The sequence below is a fragment of the Acrocarpospora pleiomorpha genome, assembly GCF_009687885.1.
GTDB classification, from domain to species: Bacteria; Actinomycetota; Actinomycetes; order Streptosporangiales; family Streptosporangiaceae; genus Acrocarpospora; species Acrocarpospora pleiomorpha.
The window spans coordinates 12,364-32,920 of the sequence record NZ_BLAF01000057.1 but is presented as its reverse complement, the minus strand read 5'-3'; the positions used below and the strand labels follow the sequence as shown (position 1 = coordinate 32,920).

Annotated in this window: 17 protein-coding genes and 1 tRNA gene; 12 read left to right on the top strand and 6 right to left on the bottom strand. The window is 66.6% G+C overall.

Annotation, left to right across the window (positions count from 1 at the left end):
* Positions 1–347: 347 nt before the first annotated feature.
* From Aple_RS38160 to rpmH, 5 genes are all read right to left on the bottom strand, one after another.
* Positions 348–842: a Jag family protein gene (locus tag Aple_RS38160; RefSeq protein ID WP_155349630.1), complete on the bottom strand. Its 495-nt coding sequence runs from the start codon at positions 840–842 to the stop codon at positions 348–350.
* A 30-nt stretch (positions 843–872) separates the two neighbouring features.
* The gene (gene yidC / locus Aple_RS38155; protein ID WP_155349629.1) at positions 873–1,823 is read right to left on the bottom strand and encodes a membrane protein insertase YidC; all 951 of its coding nucleotides are present in this window, start codon (positions 1,821–1,823) and stop codon (positions 873–875) included.
* 4 nt (positions 1,824–1,827) lie between these two features.
* Positions 1,828–2,073, bottom strand: coding sequence for a membrane protein insertion efficiency factor YidD (gene yidD / locus Aple_RS38150; RefSeq protein ID WP_155349658.1), 246 nt, complete (start codon positions 2,071–2,073; stop codon positions 1,828–1,830).
* Positions 2,074–2,138: 65 nt separating this feature from the next.
* Positions 2,139–2,480: a ribonuclease P protein component gene (rnpA, locus tag Aple_RS38145; RefSeq protein WP_155349628.1), complete on the bottom strand. Its 342-nt coding sequence runs from the start codon at positions 2,478–2,480 to the stop codon at positions 2,139–2,141.
* Between the two features lie 82 nt (positions 2,481–2,562).
* A complete protein-coding gene (rpmH, locus tag Aple_RS38140) occupies positions 2,563–2,700 on the bottom strand; it encodes a 50S ribosomal protein L34 (RefSeq protein ID WP_015772801.1) in 138 nt (45 codons plus the stop codon).
* Between the two features lie 468 nt (positions 2,701–3,168).
* Here rpmH and dnaA point away from each other — a divergent pair, with 468 nt between their 5' ends.
* The 12 genes from dnaA to Aple_RS38085 all read left to right on the top strand — a co-directional run bounded on the left by dnaA (position 3,169) and on the right by Aple_RS38085 (position 18,865).
* Positions 3,169–4,923, top strand: a complete 1,755-nt coding sequence (gene dnaA / locus Aple_RS38135) for a chromosomal replication initiator protein DnaA (protein WP_444978887.1) — start codon at positions 3,169–3,171, stop codon at positions 4,921–4,923.
* 666 nt (positions 4,924–5,589) lie between these two features.
* Complete coding sequence (dnaN, locus tag Aple_RS38130; RefSeq protein WP_155349626.1) at positions 5,590–6,726, top strand: DNA polymerase III subunit beta; 1,137 nt, start codon at positions 5,590–5,592, stop codon at positions 6,724–6,726.
* Positions 6,723–7,757 (top strand): phosphogluconate dehydrogenase (NAD(+)-dependent, decarboxylating), encoded by a 1,035-nt coding sequence (gene gnd / locus Aple_RS38125; protein ID WP_281361653.1) that lies wholly within the window; start codon positions 6,723–6,725, stop codon positions 7,755–7,757. Before dnaN ends, gnd begins: the two co-directional genes overlap by 4 nt.
* 82 nt (positions 7,758–7,839) lie before the next feature.
* The gene (gene recF, locus Aple_RS38120) at positions 7,840–9,003 is read left to right on the top strand and encodes a DNA replication/repair protein RecF (RefSeq protein ID WP_155349624.1); all 1,164 of its coding nucleotides are present in this window, start codon (positions 7,840–7,842) and stop codon (positions 9,001–9,003) included.
* Positions 8,996–9,517: a DciA family protein gene (locus Aple_RS38115; protein WP_308805537.1), complete on the top strand. Its 522-nt coding sequence runs from the start codon at positions 8,996–8,998 to the stop codon at positions 9,515–9,517. Before recF ends, Aple_RS38115 begins: the two co-directional genes overlap by 8 nt.
* Positions 9,518–9,961: 444 nt before the next feature.
* Positions 9,962–11,905, top strand: coding sequence for a DNA topoisomerase (ATP-hydrolyzing) subunit B (gene gyrB, locus Aple_RS38110; protein WP_155349623.1), 1,944 nt, complete (start codon positions 9,962–9,964; stop codon positions 11,903–11,905).
* Between the two features lie 33 nt (positions 11,906–11,938).
* Positions 11,939–14,458 carry a DNA gyrase subunit A gene (gene gyrA / locus Aple_RS38105; RefSeq protein WP_155349622.1) on the top strand — a complete coding sequence of 840 codons (2,520 nt, stop codon included), beginning with the start codon at positions 11,939–11,941 and terminating at the stop codon, positions 14,456–14,458.
* Positions 14,455–15,165: a DUF3566 domain-containing protein gene (locus Aple_RS55040; protein WP_155349621.1), complete on the top strand. Its 711-nt coding sequence runs from the start codon at positions 14,455–14,457 to the stop codon at positions 15,163–15,165. The genes gyrA and Aple_RS55040 overlap by 4 nt, the downstream gene beginning before the upstream one ends.
* Before the next feature lie 127 nt (positions 15,166–15,292).
* A tRNA-Ile gene (locus Aple_RS38095) sits at positions 15,293–15,366 on the top strand.
* Between the two features lie 253 nt (positions 15,367–15,619).
* Entirely contained in the window at positions 15,620–15,979 is a 360-nt protein-coding gene (locus Aple_RS56470; protein WP_373869686.1) for an SCO4225 family membrane protein, read from the top strand.
* A gap of 203 nt (positions 15,980–16,182) precedes the next feature.
* Entirely contained in the window at positions 16,183–16,917 is a 735-nt protein-coding gene (locus tag Aple_RS38090; protein ID WP_155349620.1) for an aminoglycoside 3'-phosphotransferase, read from the top strand.
* A 106-nt stretch (positions 16,918–17,023) separates the two neighbouring features.
* Positions 17,024–18,865, top strand: coding sequence for a S8 family peptidase (locus Aple_RS38085; protein WP_155349619.1), 1,842 nt, complete (start codon positions 17,024–17,026; stop codon positions 18,863–18,865).
* A gap of 153 nt (positions 18,866–19,018) precedes the next feature.
* Here Aple_RS38085 and Aple_RS38080 read toward each other — a convergent pair whose 3' ends face one another.
* Entirely contained in the window at positions 19,019–19,699 is a 681-nt protein-coding gene (locus Aple_RS38080; RefSeq protein ID WP_155349618.1) for an alpha/beta hydrolase, read from the bottom strand.
* Between the last annotated feature and the right edge of the window lie 858 nt (positions 19,700–20,557).

The window sequence follows — 20,557 nt, the reverse complement described above, 5'->3', positions numbered from 1 at the left end:
ACCGCCACAATGCAATCCAGTGCCGTGAATTCGGGCTCCACCGAGCACCCACGGCGGGTGTGCGTTGGCCGCGGAGGCTTGGGCACGCCCACACCGATCGGGTACGGCGCCCGCGTTCCCGGGGCTGTTGGTTGGCCGGGGAAGTGTGCGCACACCCACATCGATCGGATCCGGCGCTCCCCAGGCTGTGGATCGCCCAAGGAAGTTCGCACGCACCCGCACCGATCGGATACAGCGCCGCGTGGGTTGTGCGTTGATCCCCGGATGCTGTGCACCAGGGACGCGCAAGCCGTACACAACAGGAAAGCCGTCGATCCCGATGAGATCGACGGCTTTCGATGGGGGACTCAGACGGGGAGGATGACGACGAAGCGGCGGGGCTCCTCGCCTTCCGACTCGCTGCGCAGGCCCACGGTCGCGACCGCGTCGTGCACGACCTTTCGCTCGAACGGGGTCATCGGCTGGAGCGCCTTCGGCTCGCCGGTGGCCTTGACGTCCTCCGCGGCGGCCGTACCGATCTTGGTCAGTTCGGCGCGGCGGCGTTCGCGGTAGCCTGCGACGTCGAGCATGAGCCGGGACCGCTCGCCGGTCTGGCGGTGGACCGCCAGGCGGGTCAGCTCCTGGAGCGCCTCCAGCACCTCGCCGGAGGGGCCGACCAGGTCCCCACCCTTGAGGCCGACAACCGACACCATCGCGCGGTCGCCCTCGACGTCCATGTCGATGTCGCCGTCCAGGTCGGCGATGTCGAGCAGGCCTTCGACGTAGTCGGCCGCGATCTCACCTTCCTGTTCGAGGGCGGCGACGTCGGGAGCCGCCTTGACGGTCTCCTCAGCTTCGGTCACGTCCGAACTCCTTCTCACATTGCTCGGTATTCACGACTTCTTGCTGCCGGTCCGCTTGCTCCGCGGTTGGCGGGTCGGCTGCTGCCGGACGATCTTAGGCTCGGGCGGGGCCACGGGCTCCTCGGCCGTCTCCTTGGTCTTCCGGAACCGCGAGAGCAGGCTGGCCGGCGGCGTGGGCGGGATCAGGTTGCCCTTGGCGTCAAACTGCGGCATCGGGTTACGGCTGTAGAACCAGTGTTGCTGACCCAGCGTCCACACGTTGGTGGTAACCCAGTAAAGAATCAGCCCAAGCGGGAAGTTGAGGGAAAAGACGGCAAACAGCGGCGAGATGTACATCAAGATCTTCTGCTGCTGCGCCATCGGATTGTCCGGCATCTGCGCCATCGAGCGGGTGACGCTCTGCCGCACCGTCAGGAAGGTCGTCAGCGAGCTGATCGCGACGAAGACCACCAGGACGACCTTGGCGACGACCGGGTCGGCGTTGTACTTCGCGATGTCCGCCGCGCTGGTGAAGAAGGTCGCCGGGAAGGGCGCGCCGAAGATGTGCGCGTCGCGGGCGTTGTTCACCAGCTCCTGCGTCATGCCGAACTTGGGCTGCCCGTGCGCCATCGCGTTCAGCACGGTGAACATCGAGATGAAGATCGGGAACTGGGCCAGGATGGGCAGGCAGCCGCCGAGCGGGTTGGCGCCGCCCTCCTGGTAGACGCGCATGACCTCTTGGTTCATACGCTGCTTGTCGTTCTTGTACCGCTTGCGCAGCTCCTGGATCTTGGGAGCCAGCTCCTGCATCTTCTTCGACGAGCGCATCTGCTTGAGGAAGAGCGGGAAGATCAGGATACGCATCAGCACGGTGAGCGTGATGACGGTCAGCGCCCAGTTCAGGCCGCTGTCGGGACTAATGACAGTGCTGTAGCCCGTGTGGATCCACGTGATCACTTGAGCGATGGCCGTATACAGCCAATTCAGCCAGGACAGCTCCACCGAGCTAGCTCCCTTGCGTGTTGTGGGGTCGAGGGGGCACGGGATCGAACCCGCCGGGGTGGAAGGGATGGCATCGGCCGATACGCCTGATGGTCAACCACACCCCGCGCAACGCCCCGTGAACGGCGATCGCCTCCACACCGTATGCGCTGCAGGAGGGGAAGAATCGGCAGCGTGGCCCGAAAAGGGGGCTGATGAAAGCCCGGTAAAATCTTATCGGAGCCACCAGAATCCGGGCAGCGGGCGACATGGGGACGGGCGTGCTGCCCGGTGTCCCCGAGGTCGCTGGCTGCTCGGCTGTCATGACCGTCCATCTCAGAGCCGCCGGAGAAGTCGTTCGAGCGCGACATCGAGATCGGCGGCCAGGTGTTCGCTGCGCGCGGACGCGGCCGGAGGATTGGCGCGTACCACCAGCAGGCTACCTCTCGGAAGTAGGTGTATACGTGCCCGCATCAGGTGTCTGAGCCGCCGCTTGACCTGATTGCGCACGACGGCCCCGCCGACGGCCTTGCTGACGACGAATCCGACAAGTGGGGGCAAGTCCCCTTCACCGGTACGGAAATGGGCGACCAGCGACGGACGTCCGGCACGGCGCCCGCGACGGATCGCCTCGGCGAACTCGTCACCCCGCCGCATGCGGTAAGCGGACGGCAGCACCGGCTACTTCCTTATATAAGGTGACCCGCCGCCACGGGGGCGGCGGGCGTTCCTCAGTTCGGCTGCAAAATCGGGTTGTGGATCAGACGGTCAGCTCGGCGCGGCCCTTGCGGCGACGGGCGGCCAGGATGGCGCGGCCGGCCCGGGTGCGCATGCGCAGCCGGAAGCCGTGGGTCTTCGCGCGGCGACGGTTGTTCGGCTGGTAAGTACGCTTGCTCACGAGTGGGCTCCAGGCTTGAGTTACACCCGGGACGGTCCTCGGGCGCGGTACGGTGCACGATTTGCGACTCACCGATCGCAGGGCATGCGAAATAGCCGTCACGGATAAGCCGACCGCAACACGTTACGGGGGATCCGCCGGATGGTCAAACCGGCGGGCAATCCTCATTAGCCTGATCATCAGCGCAGAGCGTGACCATACCAGTGTGCAGCGGAGTTTTCCCCAGGCTCGTGACCTGGTTTTCCACCGGTGGTTCGGCTGTCCACACCCTGTGGTCGCGGCAACCACTAGGCTGTGGACAACGTCTTGAACGCGGGTGGGCACACCGCTACTGTCAGGCGTTCAGACCTTCCTCCCCATCCCGAAGGCTGTGCACGACCTGTGCACAACTTGTGGATCCTCTGTGGATCTCTGTGGATCAAGTAGCGGGGACTGGTGCCGCCGGAACGACCCCGGCCATAAGCGGGTGTGGATAACGGATCGCGGCGTGCGAGCGGGGGCCGCGTAAGGGAGGAGGGCCGAGCCGTGGACGGTGTCGACCTCAACGCGGTATGGGCCCGCGCACTTGCCACCCTCACCGAGGAGGGCGTTTCCGGGCAGCAGCGTGCCTTCCTGCAGATGACCACGCCATCGGGCCTGATCAACGACACGATCCTGCTGGCTGCCCCCAATGATTTCGCGAAGGAAGTCCTGGAAGTACGGCTTCGCCCGCTGATCGCGCACGCCCTCTCGCAGGAGTTCGGCCGCCCGGTCCGGATCGCGGTCATGGTCGACTCGACCAACCAGCCGCAGGGCGGGCAGCAGCAGCGCGAAAGTTATCCCCAGGCTCCTGGGCAGAACTACCCCCGCCCCTCCGGATATCCCCAGCAGGTGGACAACGGTTTTCCCCAGCAGGGAGGGGCACAACCAGCCTTTGGCCAGGACTTCCGGCCGGGCGGTCCGGCGTTGTCCCCCGATTATCCACAGGGTGGTCCACAGGCCAAGCCGGGTTTCTCGTTCGCACAGGATGGTCCACAGGAGGCCCAGCAGCCGCACGCGCAGCCGTCGGTGGAGCCGTACCCGTCGCCGGGAGGGCAAGGCGGGGGTATTCCGACAGAGCCGCCCAAGTTCGTTACGGAGCCGCCCACGCCGGAGCCGGTGCAGAACCGGTGGGAGAGTCGCGGCGGGAGCCGTACCAGCGGGGAACCGGCGCGGTTGAACGCCAAGTACACCTTCGACACCTTTGTCATCGGGGCCAGCAACCGGTTCGCGCACGCGGCCGCGGTGGCTGTGGCGGAAGCGCCGGCGAAGGCGTACAACCCGCTGTTCATCTACGGGGACTCGGGGCTGGGGAAGACGCACCTGCTGCACGCGATCGGCCACTACGCGCAGAGCCTGTACGACGGCGCCCGGGTCCGGTATGTGAGCTCGGAGGAGTTCACCAACGACTTCATCAACTCCATTCGCGACCACAAGGCCGACGGCTTCCGGGCCCGCTACCGCGCGGTGGACATCCTGCTTGTGGACGACATCCAGTTCCTGGAGGGTAAGGAGCAGACGCAGGAGGAGTTTTTCCACACCTTCAACACCCTGCACAACTCCTCCAAGCAGATCGTCATCTCCAGCGACCGCGCGCCCAAGCAGCTGGTCACGCTGGAGGATCGGCTGCGCAACCGGTTCGAGTGGGGGCTGATCACCGACGTGCAGCCGCCCGAGCTGGAGACCCGGATCGCGATCCTGCGGAAGAAGGCCATCCAGGAAGGGCTGGCCGCGCCGCCGGACGTGCTCGAATACATCGCCAGCCGGATCGCCACCAACATCCGCGAGCTGGAGGGCGCGCTGATCCGGGTGACCGCGTTCGCCAGCCTGAACCGGCAGTCAGTGGACATCCAGCTGACCGAGGTCGTGCTCAAGGATCTGATCAGCGAGGACGCGGACACCGAGATCACGATCGCGCTGATCATGTCGACGACGGCCGAGTACTTCGGGGTCTCGCTGGAGGATCTGTGCGGCGGCTCGCGGTCGCGGGCGCTGGTGACGGCCCGGCAGATCGCCATGTATCTGGCCAGGGAGCTGACCGACCTGTCGCTGCCGAAGATCGGCCAGCAGTTCGGCGGCCGGGATCACACCACGGTCATGCACGCGGAGCGGAAGATCCGGTCGCTGATGGCCGAACGGCGCTCGATGTACAACCAGGTGAATGAGCTCACCACCCGCATCAAGCAACGCGGTCGTCAAGCTTGATTCACAGGCTGTGGATATCTCCTGTGGATCACCGCTCCTACACGTCAGACCCGTGTTAGCGACGTCCTGAAGATCTTTTCGCGAGACGCTTTTCCCACACCCTGTGGATAACTCTGGGGACAAGTTGGGGATAACTTGGGGACAACCTGTGCATGGTCTGTGGACGCTCTGTGCACAGTGGAAAAATCACCAACCGAGATGGGCGTGTCTCCCGTGGATAACCTGGGGAAAACCTGTGGGCAACCTCCGGTAACCAGTGGATGACGGACCGTTTTCCTGGGGATGGCTTGTGGACGACCGAAAGTTCCCCACAGGCCACGCTTCGTCATCCACCGTTTACCCACAGGCACGGTGGACAACGGCAGCCATGCTGAGCTGCGAAAACAGGGGTTCATCCACATATCCACAGCCCCTATGAATGTGACTACGTTCTCTCTCACTAGGGAAATCAAGAGCAACAGAAGGGCTTCGCGGAGCGCCAAGGTGCGGGAGAGTTGACACCTGTGGGCGAGCGACGAGGATGGGCGTTCGCTGCTACGTCCGCCGAGCAGACCGCACATCCGCAACTGGAGTACTGCCCACTCCCGCGAGGGATCAACCGCGTTCGCCGGACTTGCGACCGCAGAGACAGCAACAAGCCATGAAATTCACAGGAGGCTGATCCACGTGATGTTCCGGGTCGACCGAGACGTGCTCGCCGAGGCGGTCGCGTGGACGGCACGTAGCCTGCCCGCTCGCCCCTCCGTGCCCGTGCTCGCGGGCATGCGACTGGAAGTGACGGAAGACCACCAGCTGAAGCTCTCCGGCTTCGACTACGAGGTCTCCGCCGAGGTAACCCTCGATCTGCAGACCGGCGAACCGGGCGTGGTCCTGGTCTCCGGCAAGCTGCTCGCCGAGATCACCCGCGCGCTGCCCGCGCAACCCGTCGACCTGGTTGTTGAGGGCGCCAAGGCGGTCGTCACCTGTGGAAGCGCCCGCTTCACCCTGCTGACCATGCCGGTGGAGGACTACCCGTCCCTGCCGGCCATGCCGCCCGCGGCCGGGCGGGTCGGCAGCGACGTGTTCGCGGCCGCCGTCGCCCAGGTGGCCACCGCGGCGGGCAAGGACGACACCCTGCCCATGCTCACCGGCGTCCGGATGGAGATCGAGGGCGACACGGTCACGCTGGCCGCGACCGACCGCTACCGGCTGGCCGTGCGCGAGCTGAAGTGGCAGCCCGACCAGCCGGACTTCCAGGCGATCGCCATGATCCCCGGGCGCACCCTGGCCGACACCGCCAAATCGCTGATCACCGGCGCCGAGGTGGAGATCGCGCTCAGTTCGGTCGGCGGCACCGGCGAGGGTATGATCGGCTTCTCCAGTTCCGGCCGCCGCACCACCACTCGCCTGCTCGACCCCGAATTCCCCAAGTACCGCTCGCTCCTGCCCACCGAGTTCTCCGCCCACGCCGACATCGCGACCAGCTCCTTCGTGGAGGCGGTCAAGCGGGTGGCCCTGGTCGCCGAGCGCAACACACCGGTGCGGCTCGCCTTCCGCGGCACCGAAGTCGTCCTGGAGGCCGGCAGCGGCGACGAGGCCCAGGCGGTGGAGGTCCTGCCGGTGGAGTTCGAGGGCGACGACATCAACATCGCCTTCAACCACCAGTTCCTGCTGGAAGGCCTGGGGGCGATCGACTCGGACGTGGCCCGGCTGAACTTCACGACCTCCACGAAGCCCGCCATCCTCACCGGTGGAAAACCTGTGGATGAAAAAGCCATCGCGGACTACCGCTACCTGATCATGCCCATCCGCCTGAGCAGCTGACCCCCCAGACATTCACGGAGGGACCGTATGATCTACCCCCGTGCCGGGTAGGGCGCTCACGATGGACCAAGAGGGGGGTGGCCTCGATGCAGATCGGCCTGATCGGGCTCGGGAAGATGGGCGGCAACATGGCCGAGCGGCTTCGCCGCGGCGGCCATGACGTGGTCGGATACGACCGCGATCCGAAGGTCAGCGACGTCGGGAGCCTCAAGGATCTCGTGGAGCGGCTGGAGGCGCCCAGGGCGGTCTGGATCATGGTTCCGGCCGGCGACCCCACCCGGGCGACGATCAACCACCTGAGCGAGCTGCTCGCCGCCGGGGACATCATCATCGACGGCGGCAACTCCCACTATGTGGACGACCAGAAGCACGGCGCCGAACTGGCCGCGCGGAACGTCGGCTTCGTGGACGTCGGCGTCAGCGGGGGCGTCTGGGGCCTGGAGAACGGCTACGCGCTGATGGCGGGCGGCACGGCCGAGGACATCCAGCGGTTGCGGCCGATCTTCGAGACGCTCAAGCCGGTGGGCGCGGACGGTTTCGTCCACGCGGGCGGGATCGGCGCGGGCCACTTCGCCAAGATGGTCCACAACGGCATCGAGTACGGCATGATGCAGGCCTTCGCCGAAGGCTGGGAGCTGCTGGAGGCCACCGACATCGTCACCGACGTGCCCGGGGCCTTCGCCAGCTGGCGGCACGGCACGGTGATCCGATCCTGGCTGCTGGACCTGCTCGTACGGGCGCTCAAGGAGGACCCGGAGCTGGCGGAGCTGAAAGGTTATGCACAGGACTCGGGCGAGGGCCGGTGGACGGTGCAGGCGGCTGTGGATCACGCGGTCCCGCTGCCGGTGATCACCGCCGCGCTGTTCGCCAGGTTCGCCTCCCGGCAGGATGATTCGCCCGCGATGAAGATGATCGCGGCGCTGCGCAACCAGTTCGGCGGGCATGCGGTGAACGCGGTGGACGGCCAGACCGGATTGGGCGCCGACTCCCCCGGCGCGGACACCGTGCCCCCGGTGGAAGCCGAGAACTGAGCGGAGCCTTCTCGCCGTACCGGGCCAGAACGGCAGGGGCAAGCGCGCTCAAGATGTCGGTGGGGACCGCTAGCGTTGCGGCATGCACGTCGCCCATCTCTCGCTCACCGACTTCCGGTCCTATCCCGGGGTGGAGCTCGCGCTCGACCCGGGCGTGACCGCGTTCGTCGGCCCGAACGGGCAGGGCAAGACGAACCTCGTCGAAGCGCTCGGCTACGTCGCCAGCCACGCCAGCCACCGAGTGGCCACCGACGCCCCCCTGGTCCGGCACGGCGCCGCCCGGGCGGTGATCCGCTCGATGATCGTCAAGGACGACCGCCGCGCGCTGATCGAGCTGGAGCTCAACCCCGGCCGGGCCAACCGGGCCCGGATCAACCGTTCCCCCGTCTCCCGCGCCCGGGATGCCCTGGGGCTGCTCAGAACGGTCCTGTTCGCCCCCGAGGACCTCGCCCTGGTGAAGGGCGACCCCGCCGAGCGGCGCAGGTTCATGGACGATCTGCTGGTCGCCCGCCATCCCCGGTTCGCCGGGGTCAGGGCCGACTACGACCGCGTGCTCAAGCAGCGCAACGCCCTGCTCCGCACGGGCGTTCTGGCGCGCCCTGGAAGGCGTCGTAGCGCCCGCAGGCAGGACGAGGAGAGCGGATTCGCGGAAGCGGGCGCCGGTGACGTCCAGAGCACGCTGGAGGTCTGGGACAGCCATCTCGTCCGCCATGGCGCGGAGCTGCTGGCGGCCCGCCTCGACCTGGTGGACGAGCTGCGCCCGCTCGCCGCGAAGGCCTACGCCACCCTCGCCCCGGCCTCCGACGCCGCCCAGCTCGAATATTCGTCCACAGCCCTGGGGACAACCCGCGACGACCTGGCGGCCCAGCTGCTCGCCGCCCTCGCCGAGGCCCGCAAGTCCGAACTCGAACGCGGCATCACCCTCGTCGGCCCGCACCGCGACGACCTTCAGCTCCGCCTCGGCGAGCTGCCCGCCCGCGGCTACGCCAGCCACGGCGAATCCTGGTCGTTCGCGCTGGCCCTCCGGCTGGCCGCCTACGACCTGCTCCGCGCCGACGGCGGCGACCCCGTGCTGATCCTGGACGACGTGTTCGCCGAACTCGACACCCAGCGCCGCCGCAGGCTGGCCGAGATGGTCGCCCCGGCGGAGCAGGTCCTGATCACCGCCGCCGTCCCCGACGACGTGCCCGGCGAGCTCATCGGCGCGCGTTTCGACGTGACAGAAGGGAGCGTGACCCGTGTCTGAACCCCTCGGCTCGGGTGGCCAGTCCCCGCAGAACTCGGCGGCCAAGGGAGCCGCCCTGGCCAGGGAGAAACTCGCCCAGGCCAAGGCCGACGCGCTGCGCCGCGGCCAGCTGCCGCGCAGCGAGCCGCGCCGCCGCAAGAACGGCGCGCGACGCGACTCCGCCGATCCCCAGCTGTTCGGCGGCGCGATCCGCGACCTGCTGGCCGAGCGCGGCTGGGAGCAGTCGGTCGCCGTCGGCGGGGTGTTCGGCCGCTGGCGGGAGATCGTCGGCCCCGAACTCGCCTCGCACACCCGGCCGGAGACCTTCGAGGACGGCGAGCTGCTGGTCTCCGCCGACTCCACCGCCTGGGCCACCCAGGTGCGTCTGCTGGCGGCATCCCTGGTCAGACGGCTGAACGAGGAGTTAGGCGACGGCACGGTCCACAGGGTCAAGGTGCACGGGCCCAACACCGGCGTCCGTCCCGGTGGCCTGCGCGTTCACGGGAGCAAGGGGCCAGGGGACACCTATGGCTAATATCGGGCAATCTCCGCGCCGTAAGTCGTATGTTCCGGCTTGGCCGCGCCTGTGTCTGGACTGAGGAACGCAGGTCGCGGAGCGGCCGGAGTGACGAGGGAAGACATAGGCTGAAAGCGGCCAAGCCCGCCGATCCGAAGGATCAGCCATAAACACCGCCCGAAATCGCGTCTGGGGCGAGAGACCCCGGTCTCGCGGGGTTGACATTAAAAACAAGATCATCGCATTAGCGGGCATCACAGCGCCCGTCAATGCCACCTCAGGTCCCGAAGACCGGTAGAATGAAAGAGGACTTAAGGACACGTCCGTTTGCGTGTCACCCCGGCCTGACGAGCCGACTCCCCTGGGTGAGCGCATCGGGGCACTCACGACGGTGACGGGCACGGCAGGGTAGCCATCCTCGGATGTCTCCTGCCGCGTGTCCGCGGCAGGAGGATTTCACACTTGTCCTACGACGCAAGCTCTATCACCGTTCTCGAAGGCCTGGAGGCGGTCCGCAAGCGCCCGGGTATGTACATCGGCTCGACCGGCGAGCGTGGCCTGCACCACCTCGTCTACGAGGTTGTGGACAACTCGGTCGACGAAGCCCTGGCGGGCGTCTGCGACTACATCGAGGTCACGCTGCTCGCCGACGGCGCCGTCCGGGTTGTGGACAACGGCCGGGGCATCCCGGTGGCGATGCACCCGGTGGAGAAGAAGCCGACCCTGGAGATCGTGCTCACCGTGCTGCACGCCGGCGGCAAGTTCGACGGCCAGTCGTATGCGGTGTCGGGCGGCCTGCACGGGGTGGGCGTCTCGGTGGTGAACGCGCTGTCCAGCCGCCTGGAAGCGGAGATCAAGCGAGACGGGTTCCACTGGCGGCAGTCGTATCTCGGGTCGAAGCCGACCACGGATGTGATCAAGGGCGAGCCGACCGACGAGACCGGCACCACGATCACCTTCTGGCCCGACGAGGGCATCTTCGAGACGACCGCCTGGAACTTCGAGACGCTCAGCCGCCGGTTCCAGGAGATGGCCTTCCTCAACAAGGGCCTCACGATCATCATCAGGGACGAGCGCCCCGATCACTTCGTGGATGAGCCGATCCAGGTTGAGTACTGCTACCAGGGCGGTCTGTCCGACTTCGTGGCGCACCTGAACTCGAAGAAGGAGACCGTCCACAACTCGATCATCGACTTCGAGGAGCACGGCGACGGCATCTCCGCCGAGATCGCCATGCAGTGGAACGGGTCGTACTCGGAGTCGGTCTACACCTTCGCCAACACGATCAACACCGCCGAGGGCGGCACCCACGAAGAGGGCTTCCGGGCCGCGCTGACCACGATCGTCAATCGGTACGCGCGCGAGCAGAAGATCCTCAAAGAGGGCAAGGACGACAACCTCACCGGCGACGACGTGCGCGAGGGCCTCACCGCGATCATCTCGGTGAAGCTGGCGGAACCGCAGTTCGAGGGCCAGACCAAGACCAAGCTGGGCAACACCGAGGCCAAGTCGTTCGTCCAGAAGGCCTGCAACGATCACCTGCGGGACTGGTTCGAGCGCAACCCCGGCGAGGCCAAGGAGATCATCAACAAGTCGCTGCAGGCCTCCCGGGCCCGGATCGCCGCCCGCCAGGCGCGCGACCTGACCCGGCGCAAGTCGCTGCTGGAGAGCGGCTCCGGCCTGCCCGGCAAGCTGGCCGACTGCCAGTGGAGCGAGCCCGAGCGCTGCGAACTGTTCATCGTCGAGGGCAACTCGGCCGGCGGCTCCGCCAAGGGCGGCCGCGACTCGCGGTTCCAGGCGATCCTGCCGATCCGCGGCAAGATCCTCAACGTCGAGAAGGCGCGGATCGACAAGGTCCTCAAGAACACCGAGGTCCAGTCGCTGATCACCGCGCTCGGCACCGGCGTGCACGACGAGTTCGACCTGTCCAAGCTGCGCTACCACAAGCTGATCCTGATGGCCGACGCCGACGTCGACGGCCAGCACATCACCACGCTGCTGATGACGCTGCTGTTCCGTTTCATGCGCCCGCTGATCGAGGCAGGGCATGTGTACCTGTCCCAGCCCCCGCTGTACAAGATCAAGTGGGACCGTAAGGGGGAGGACGCGTCGTATGCGTACTCCGACCGGGAGCGCGACGCCGTCATCCAGGCCGGGATCGACGCCGGCAAGCCCGACCCGCGGCCGCGCGACAACGTGCAGCGCTTCAAGGGTCTCGGCGAGATGAACGCCAACCAGCTGTGGGAAACCACGATGAACCCGGACACCCGGCTGCTGCTGCAGGTCACCCTGGACGACGCGGCCCAGGCCGACGAGATGTTCAGCGTCCTGATGGGCGAGGAGGTCGCGCCGCGCCGCGAGTTCATCATCAGGAACGCGCGCGACGTGCGATTCCTCGATGTGTAATCGGCCTGCCGTACAGAGCAGAAAAGGATTGACGTGACGGAAGTGAACCTGCCTCCGGGCCCGCCGGCCGATCGTATCGAGCCGGTGGACATCCAGTCCGAGATGCAGCGCAGCTACATGGACTACGCGATGTCGGTCATCGTGTCGCGCGCGCTGCCGGATGTGCGCGACGGGCTCAAGCCCGTGCACCGGCGGGTGCTGTACGCGATGTTCGACGGCGGTTACCGCCCCGACCGCGGCTACTTCAAGTGCTCCCGGGTCGTCGGCGACGTCATGGGCTCCTACCACCCCCACGGCGACACCTCGATCTACGACACTCTGGTACGGCTCGCGCAGCCCTGGTCGCTGCGCTACCCGCTGGTCGACGGCCAGGGCAACTTCGGCTCCCCGGGCAACGACATGCCCGCCGCCATGCGATACACCGAGTGCAAGCTCGCGCCGATCGCCATGGAGATGCTCCGGGACATCGACAAGGAGACCGTCGACTTCCAGCCCAACTACGACGGCCGCTCCCAGGAGCCCGTCGTGTTGCCGTCGCGGTTCCCGAACCTGCTGGTCAACGGCTCGGCCGGGATCGCGGTCGGGATGGCCACCAACATCCCGCCGCACAACCTGCGCGAGGTCGGCGCGGCCGTGCAGTGGGCGCTCCAGCACCCGGACGCCACCGAGGAGGAGCTGCTCGAAGCCCTCATCGCCCGGGTCAAGGGCCCCGACTTCCCCACCGGCGCGTTGATCGTCGGCAAGCGCGGCATCGACGAGGCGTACCGGACCGGGCGCGGGTCGATCACCATGCGGGCCGTGGTGGAGGTCGAGGAGGACAACAAGGCGCGGCAGTGCCTGGTCATCACCGAGCTGCCGTACCAGGTCAACCCCGACAACCTCGCGTTGTCCATCGCCGAGCTCGTCAAAGAGGGCAAGGTCACCGGCATCGCCGATGTCCGGGACGAATCCTCCTCCCGGGTCGGCCAGCGCCTCGTCGTCGTGCTCAAGCGTGACGCGGTCGCCAAGGTCGTGCTCAACAACCTGTACAAGCACACCCAGCTGCAGACCACCTTCGGCGCCAACATGCTGGCCCTGGTCGACGGCGTGCCGCGCACGCTCCGCCTGGACCAGTTCGTCAAGTACTACATCGGTCACCAGATCGAAGTCGTCGTCCGGCGCACCCGCTTCCTGCTGCGCAAGGCCGAGGAGCGCGCGCACATCCTGCGGGCCCTGCTCAAGGCCCTGGACCGGCTCGACGACGTGATCGCGCTCATCCGCCAGTCGCCCTCGGCGTCGGCCGCCCAGCAGGGCCTGATGAGCATGCTGGAGATCGACGAGATCCAGGCCCAGGCCATCCTGGACATGCAGCTGCGCAAGCTCGCCGCCCTGGAACGCCAGCAGATCCAGGATGAGTACGAGAACCTGATGGCGCAGATCATCGACTACCAGGACATCCTCGCCTCCCCCAGCCGCCAGCGCAGCATCGTGGCCGACGAACTCGGCGAGATCATCACGCGGTATGGCGACGACCGGAAGACCGAGATCATCGCCTACGAGGGCGACATGTCCATCGAGGACCTGATCGCCGAAGAGGACATGGTCGTCACGATCACCCGCGGTGGGTATGCCAAGCGCACCAACACCGACCTCTACCGGGCGCAGAAGCGCGGCGGCAAGGGTGTCCGCGGCGCTCAGCTGCGCCAGGACGACATCGTCGAGCACTTCTTCGTCACCACCACCCACCACTGGCTGCTGGCCTTCACCAACAAGGGCCGGGTGTATCGGGTCAAGGCGTATGAGCTGCCCGATTCCGGCCGCGACGCGCGCGGGCAGCACCTGGCCAACCTGCTCGCCATGCAGCCCGACGAGCACGTCGCGGAGATCCTCGACCTCCGCGACTACGAGGTCGCCCCGTACCTCGTGCTGGCCACCCGCAGCGGCCTGGTCAAGAAGACCAGACTTTCCGAGTACGACTCGCCGCGCTCTGGTGGCCTGATCGCGATCAACCTGCGCGAAGATGACGAGGTGATCGCCGCCAGACTCGTGTCCGAGGAGGACGATCTGCTGCTCGTCTCCAAGGGCGCGCAGTCGATCCGCTTCACCGCCTCCGACGAGGCGCTGCGCCCCATGGGCCGCGCCACCAGCGGTGTCATCGGCATGCGGTTCATCGACGGCGACGAACTTCTCGCCATGAATGTGATGAGCCATGGCGACGACGTGCTTATCGCGACCGAGGGTGGGTATGCGAAGCGGACCCCCGTCGACCACTATCCGCTTCAAGGTCGGGGCGGTAAGGGCGTGCTGACCGCGAAAATCGTGAGCGCCCGTGGCAAGCTGGTCGGAGCGGTCATGGTGAGACCCGAGGACGAAGTCTTCGCGATCACCTCAGCCGGTGGAGTGATCCGTACCAGCGCCGGCGAGATCAAGCAGTCCGGACGCCAGACCATGGGGGTTCGGCTGATGAATCTCGCCGAAGGCGACAGCGTCGTGGCCCTCGCCCGGAACGCCGAAACGTTGGCGGCAGCCGAAGCTTTGGAGACAGTGGAGAATGGGGCAGGAGACGAGGAATGACGAACTCGGGGAGCGCCAGCGCCAGAACACGGAAGGGCTCGGCCGCCAAGCCGATGACTTTCTCGATGCGTGACGGGGTGTCCGAGCGGATCGAAGACGAGGGACCGGAGTCTCGTCCCGCCGAGGAACCGAAGTCGGACGACTCCACGGTTCGCATCCGCACGTCGGGTCCGGACCCGAAGCCGTGGTCGCCCGCCGCGCCCGACCTGAACGAAACCAACCCGCGCCCCCCGGCCGTCCCATCCGTCGGCATGGCCGCCGACCTGACCGCACCGGCCGACCGGCCGATACTCAAAACCCAACCGGCAGAAGACCGGAAACCGGCCATCCGCGCCCCCCGGAAGGCCCATCTTGTCCTCCGCCGGGTAGAACCCTGGTCCGCGATGAAGTTCAGCTTCGTCGTCTCCCTGGTCTGCTTCGTCGTCCTGTTCGTCGCGGTCGCCGTGCTGTACGGCGTGCTGTCCGCCATGGGCGTCTTCGACGAGATCGTCAAAGCCGTCAACCAGCTGACCGTCGGCGAGGGCGCGGCGCCGTCCTTCGACGTGGCCAGCTGGTTCGAGCCGGTGCGCATCCTGGGCTACACAGCCCTGCTGGGCGCGATCAACGTGGTTCTGATCACGGCCCTGGCCACGCTGGGTGCCGTTATCTACAACCTTTCCGCCGACCTGGTCGGCGGCGTTGAAGTCACGTTCAGCGAAGCCGAGTGACCTTCGTCCTGTACGGCCACCGGTCGCGCGTGGCCGTGGCCGTACAGGAACGACGGTGCGAGGAACCCCTCGGACACGGTAAGCTTTTCCTCGTCCAGCCAAGACCTACGGGTTTTGAGCGTGGCTGGGGGCTATAGCTCAGACGGTTAGAGCGCTTCCCTGATAAGGAAGAGGTCCCAGGTTCAAGTCCTGGTAGCCCCACTCGAAGTCGGAGGCCTGTGGTCGCGAGCTTTGCTCGCTCCTTCGGGCCTTCTCGTCGTTTACACGGGGGGACGACCCCCCGAGCCCCCCGGCGTGGGGGGCACAGCCCCCCACGCCCCCAGGGTTGCTAGCGCGGTTGCCGTGTTCGAGTTAGCGGTCATCAGGGGCGGTGTGGGAGATCAGGTCAGAGTGAGCACTCATCTGAGTGTTGGTACTCAGGACGCCACACCCTAGGGGCTTCAGACTCGGAGGTATGCAACCTGTACGGACTGTGATGCGCTATGTCTCCCGGTATGACCGGGGGCGCTTTGGCCTGGCTGTCGCTGGGTCATATGCGCTGATCGTTTTCGGTGTGACCGTCTACGTTGAGATCAGCGTGCGTCAACCTGGGAGCCAAGGCTTGGAGGCGATATGGCTGATCGCGATTACCTCTCCGGCCTCTCAGATCTTGCTCTTGCTTCCGCTTCCCGACCCAGAGATCTCTCGTTTCCTGATCCCCGCCGCCGGGCTAGTCCAGGCATGGATTCTCTGGGTGATCGTGCGGGGGCGTAGAAAGAGCATGCCTCCGGCGGGGGCGGTGAGGCTCCGGGATGATCGCGAAGAGCAAGGCTAGGACCGTAGGGGCTGAGGGGGACTGATCGTCTCGCTATCGACCCGGGTAAGCCGAGCAAACCGGGGCCAGGAGGGCAGGTCGTTCCTCCAGTTGGGGGCTCCACCTTGACTCCTGGCCCGCTCCTTGAAGGGGTGGGACGACGGTGACGGGGAGATTCGCGGGCACGCTGCGGGCGGCCGCGCAACCTGTCTTAGAGTGTGATCATGCAGGTTCCTGACCGGCTCCACTGGCTGATCGAGCAGGATGCATCTTGGTCGGGGGATCACGAAGGAGCCAGTGGGACGGCCCTGCGGGTGGTGTCGGGATCGAAGATCTTCTACGTCAAGCACGGTCCTCTCGCTCGGGCGGAGCATCTGCGACTGTGCTGGCTTCATGGACGGGTCCCCGTTGCTGAGGTGGTCGCTTTCGAGGATCCCTTTCTCGTTCTTGCCGATGTGGGCGCTCCGTCCCTGGAAGCCGCCGCGCCCGCTGACCTGGGTGCCGTTCTGGGACGGACGCTGCGCGTGCTGCACGAGTTGTCCGTCGCCGAGTGCCCCTTTGACGGGCGCCTGTCGGTGGTTCTCGAACGCGCTGGCGCCAATGTTCGTGACGGCCTGGTGGACTCGGACGACTTCGACGACGATCATCTCGGGCTGACTCCTGAGGCGATCTACGAACGACTGTTGGCCACGCGGCCGCCCATCGAGGATCTCGTCGTCGCGCACGGGGACTACACCCCCTCCAACGTGCTGCTGCCTGCCTCGGGAGAGGCTGTCGTCATCGACATTCCGGCGTTGGGGGTGGCCGACCGGTATCGCGATCTTGCCATCGCGCACAGGTACTTGTCTGAGGACCCCGGCACGGTGGCGTGGGAGGCGTTCCTTTCGGCCTATGGGCTGGTCGATGACATCGAGGAGGAGCGGCTGTACTACTACCGACTGCTGGACGAGCTTCTTTGACCCGGAGACCAGGCCTGCTGTGCGTATTTAGACCGGTTGGGGAACGCGGAGGCCACGGTGTGCCGTATTGGCGGCTGAACCATTACCAGCCTTCCAGGAGCACACGATGCGTACCGTCAAGAACAATCTACTGAGCCTGCCGATGCGCGCCGTCGCGTCGGCGGCACCGGGCGGCGTCATGTCCGGCGCCGGCCACGCCGCGACCGGCGATGTCGCCATGAATTATCTTCAATGGATAGCGCAATACGGAAAGTCCGTTATGCGACTCACGAAAAGGAGCGGACTCCGGGCGGTGGCTGCCGGTGTCGTGGCGGTTTCCCCGCTCCTGGGATCGTTATCCATGCCGTCGGCTGCGCTGGCAGTCGGCGGTGAGGTGCTCAACGCAGGCGAACCGGGCACCGTCGAAGGAAGCTACATCGTCGTGCTCAAGGATCTTGAGCCGGGCGGTGCCGGTGTCCGGGCGGTAGGGGAGAGTCTGGCGAGCCAGTACGGCGGGCAGGTCGCGCGCACGTACGGCCATGCTCTCCAGGGTTTCTCCGTCATCATGTCCGAGGCGGACGCCAAGCGTCTCGCCGCCGATCCCGCGGTCTCCTACGTCGAGCAGAACAGAAAGATCAGCATAGCCGCCGGTCCTGAAACCGAGATCGTCCAGCAGAACCCGCCCTGGGGTCTCGACCGGATCGACAAGAGAAGCAAGACTCGCGACTCCAAGTACAACTACGTCAGCGGGTACACCGGATCCGGAGTCCGCGCGTATGTTCTCGACACTGGCATCCGGGTGGCTCATGCCGAGTTCGGTGGCCGCGCGACCACCCCGCAGGACTTCGTCGGGGATGGCAGGAACGGCAACGACTGTCACGGGCACGGCACGCACGTCGCTGGAACGATCGCAGGAGCCACTTACGGGGTCGCCAAGAACGCGTCGGTCGTGGGCATCCGCGTGCTGGACTGCGAGGGCGCGGGGACGTACGAAGGCGTCCTCGCCGGCGTCGACTGGATAACAGCGAACGCCATCAGACCCGCCGTCGTGAACATGAGCCTGGGCGGCCCCGCGAGCCAGTCGATGGACCAGGCGGTCCGCGGCGCGGTGGCTTCCGGCCTGCCCTTCGTCGTCGCGGCCGGGAACGTCGGATGTAACGTCAACGGTGGCGGCCTACTGTGCAATGAGGACGGATACTCGCCCGCGCGTGTGGCTGAAGCCATCACCGTCGCCGCGAGCGACAAAGACGACCTCCGCGCGCACTTCTCGAACTTCGGGAACGGTGTCGACATCAACGCTCCCGGCGTGGACGTGAAGTCGGCCTGGATCGGGAGCAACACCGCGACCAACACCATCAGCGGCACGTCGATGGCGGCGCCGCATGTGTCCGGGGTCGTTGCGCGCCTGCTGGTGACTCACCCGAACGCCACACCCAGTGCGATCGCGCTCGCTCTCAAGCACAACTCGCACAAGGGCTCCATCGGCGAACCGGACGAGCCCTACGACCCACAGCCGCCGATCCCGGAGGAAACCGATCCCGTGGTGCAGACGACCGGCGACCTCCTCCAGGCCTCATGGCAGGCGCAGCCGCTGTCCAGCTGCGTCCTGTCCGGCACCAATGCCAACAACATCACGATCCCGGACGTGGGTCCGGGCACCATGTCCCTGATCAACGTGACGGGCTGTGCCGGAGTCGGCTATGTCCAGCCGCTCCACGTGTCGTACACCGTTTTCCACACCCGTCCAGACGACGTTCGCATCGACCTGGTCGCCCCGGACGGCACCCGCTACCGGCTGCGGACCGAGGGACCGCCCGCCTCCACCCCCAACGCCTCGCCTGAGGCGATCTCGGCCACGCTCAACGTCAACGTGAACGAGACCGCCAGGAACGGGAACTGGCGGCTCGACGTCCAGGATCTCTGGCCCGACAACTTCGGCTACCTGGACACCTGGAATCTCAAGTTCTGACAGATGAGACCGGCAGGCGGTGAAGTGTTCATCCAGGCGATCCCGTTCGGGGATCGACGAAGAGAGGCACCACGCCGTGGCAGCGCTGAACACCGAAATGCTGGCCGGTCTCATCGTCGGTAATTACGTGGGCCGCACCCGCCATTAGCTCGATCACGCTCCGCGAAAGAATTCCAGGCGGTCGGCGAGTTCGGCGGGGCGGCTCAGCATCGGCATGTGGCTGCCGGGCATCTCGTCAGGGGTGATACCGAGTCGATCGTGGACCACAGCGCGCATGAAATCGACCGGGAAGAAGCGGTCGTCGGTGCAGATCAGGGCTCGGGTCGGGACGTTCGGAAGAGCTTGCCCCGGCCAGGGTGCCTTCGCCGAGGTGTCAGCCTGGTCCCGGGAGTCTTCCAGGGAGGCGTCCGCGATGTCTCTGGGCACGTCATGCAGGAAGAGGGCATACGCATCCTGGCCGTCAGGGTCGCGGCCGTCGCGCAGGTGGCTCTCTCGGAGAGCGGCCTCGTGGCCCGTGTTCTGCCACCAGTCACCAGGGTTCTCGCCGGGCCGCGGAATCATGCCCGCCACGAACACCAGCAACTCGACCGGCAGCCGGTCGCAGATGAGCGGTCCGGTGAAACCGCCGTAGGAGTGAGCCACCACGACCAGGTCGCGCCTATCGCCGATGGCTGTGACGGCCGCGTCGGCATACTCCTCCAGGCCGGCCTTCTCATCCTCGTACGGCAAGTCGACGGCGATGGTGCCGTGGCCGCGCCGGCGCAACTCCGCCTCCAGGAGCGACCAGTAGCCCGGTCCTGAACCTCCGCCGGGTATCAACACGAAGTTGCTCATGGCCCAGTTCTACCTTGTCCCACCGACATTCTTGGGAGGCCCATGACGTCACTGCCGTCGATCACACGTGTGGACCCCTGTGATTGGTGGAATCGGCAGGTCAGGGGCGATCCGTAGGCCAGTCCGGGCGCGGGCCGGTCACACGAGTTCTCAAACGACGGTGTGGCCTCCTAGGGGTGGTGGCTCAGCGTGTCGTCCGTCCGGATTCGCTGCCGGTGATCTATTCGCCAATACATGGAGAGACGACAATGCAGTTGTGGCCGTTCCACCGTCATCGTTGGCAGGAGATCGAGCGAATCGGGCTGGTCACCACGAGCTGGTGTCCTTGCGGGAAGACCAAGACGCGCGTTCGCGCGGACGCGCCGGAACGATCCAGAAGGGTGTTGCCAGCCGCGCCGGGGAGCGTGGGGAGTCACGACCACGATCCGGCTCGCAGCATCGCCAAGGATGTCTCCAACGTTCACGGCCGAGAGCCGGAAAGCCCGGTGTTGTGAAAGGCGCCCGGTTGTGTCCACCGGGGGTGGCGTAGGAGTTTCTGCTGGTTGTGGGCGTGGGTCGTGAGGTGATGGGCCTGGCCAGAGCATCCCACCGTGACCTACGTGCTGGGCACCGCGCTGGCCTGGCTGCTGACCAGCCGCCGGCTCGGCGGGCTCAGCGGCCGGATCCCGGCCGCCGGGCTGCGTCGAAGCTAGGTCCGGTTCCTGGAAAAGGATCTACGAACTTGATCGTGGTCGCGGAGGATCGCGCCCAGGGCGCCTCCCTGACCACGCCCACGCCGACGCTGACCACGTCCGCGCTGACCACGTCCGCGCTGACCACGTCCGCGCTGACCACGTCCGCGCTGACCACGTCCGCGCC

Excerpts from the sequence above, each read along its gene's own strand:
- yidD (WP_155349658.1), bottom strand. The coding sequence starts at position 2,073 with ATGTCGCCCGCTGCCCGGATTCTGGTGGCTCCGATAAGATTTTACCGG.
- recF (WP_155349624.1), top strand. The coding sequence starts at position 7,840 with ATGCACGTCGCCCATCTCTCGCTCACCGACTTCCGGTCCTATCCCGGG.
- Aple_RS55040 (WP_155349621.1), top strand. The coding sequence starts at position 14,455 with ATGACGAACTCGGGGAGCGCCAGCGCCAGAACACGGAAGGGCTCGGCC.
- Aple_RS56470 (WP_373869686.1), top strand. The coding sequence starts at position 15,620 with ATGCAACCTGTACGGACTGTGATGCGCTATGTCTCCCGGTATGACCGG.
- Aple_RS38090 (WP_155349620.1), top strand. The coding sequence starts at position 16,183 with ATGCAGGTTCCTGACCGGCTCCACTGGCTGATCGAGCAGGATGCATCT.
- Aple_RS38085 (WP_155349619.1), top strand. The coding sequence starts at position 17,024 with ATGCGTACCGTCAAGAACAATCTACTGAGCCTGCCGATGCGCGCCGTC.
- Aple_RS38080 (WP_155349618.1), bottom strand. The coding sequence starts at position 19,699 with ATGAGCAACTTCGTGTTGATACCCGGCGGAGGTTCAGGACCGGGCTAC.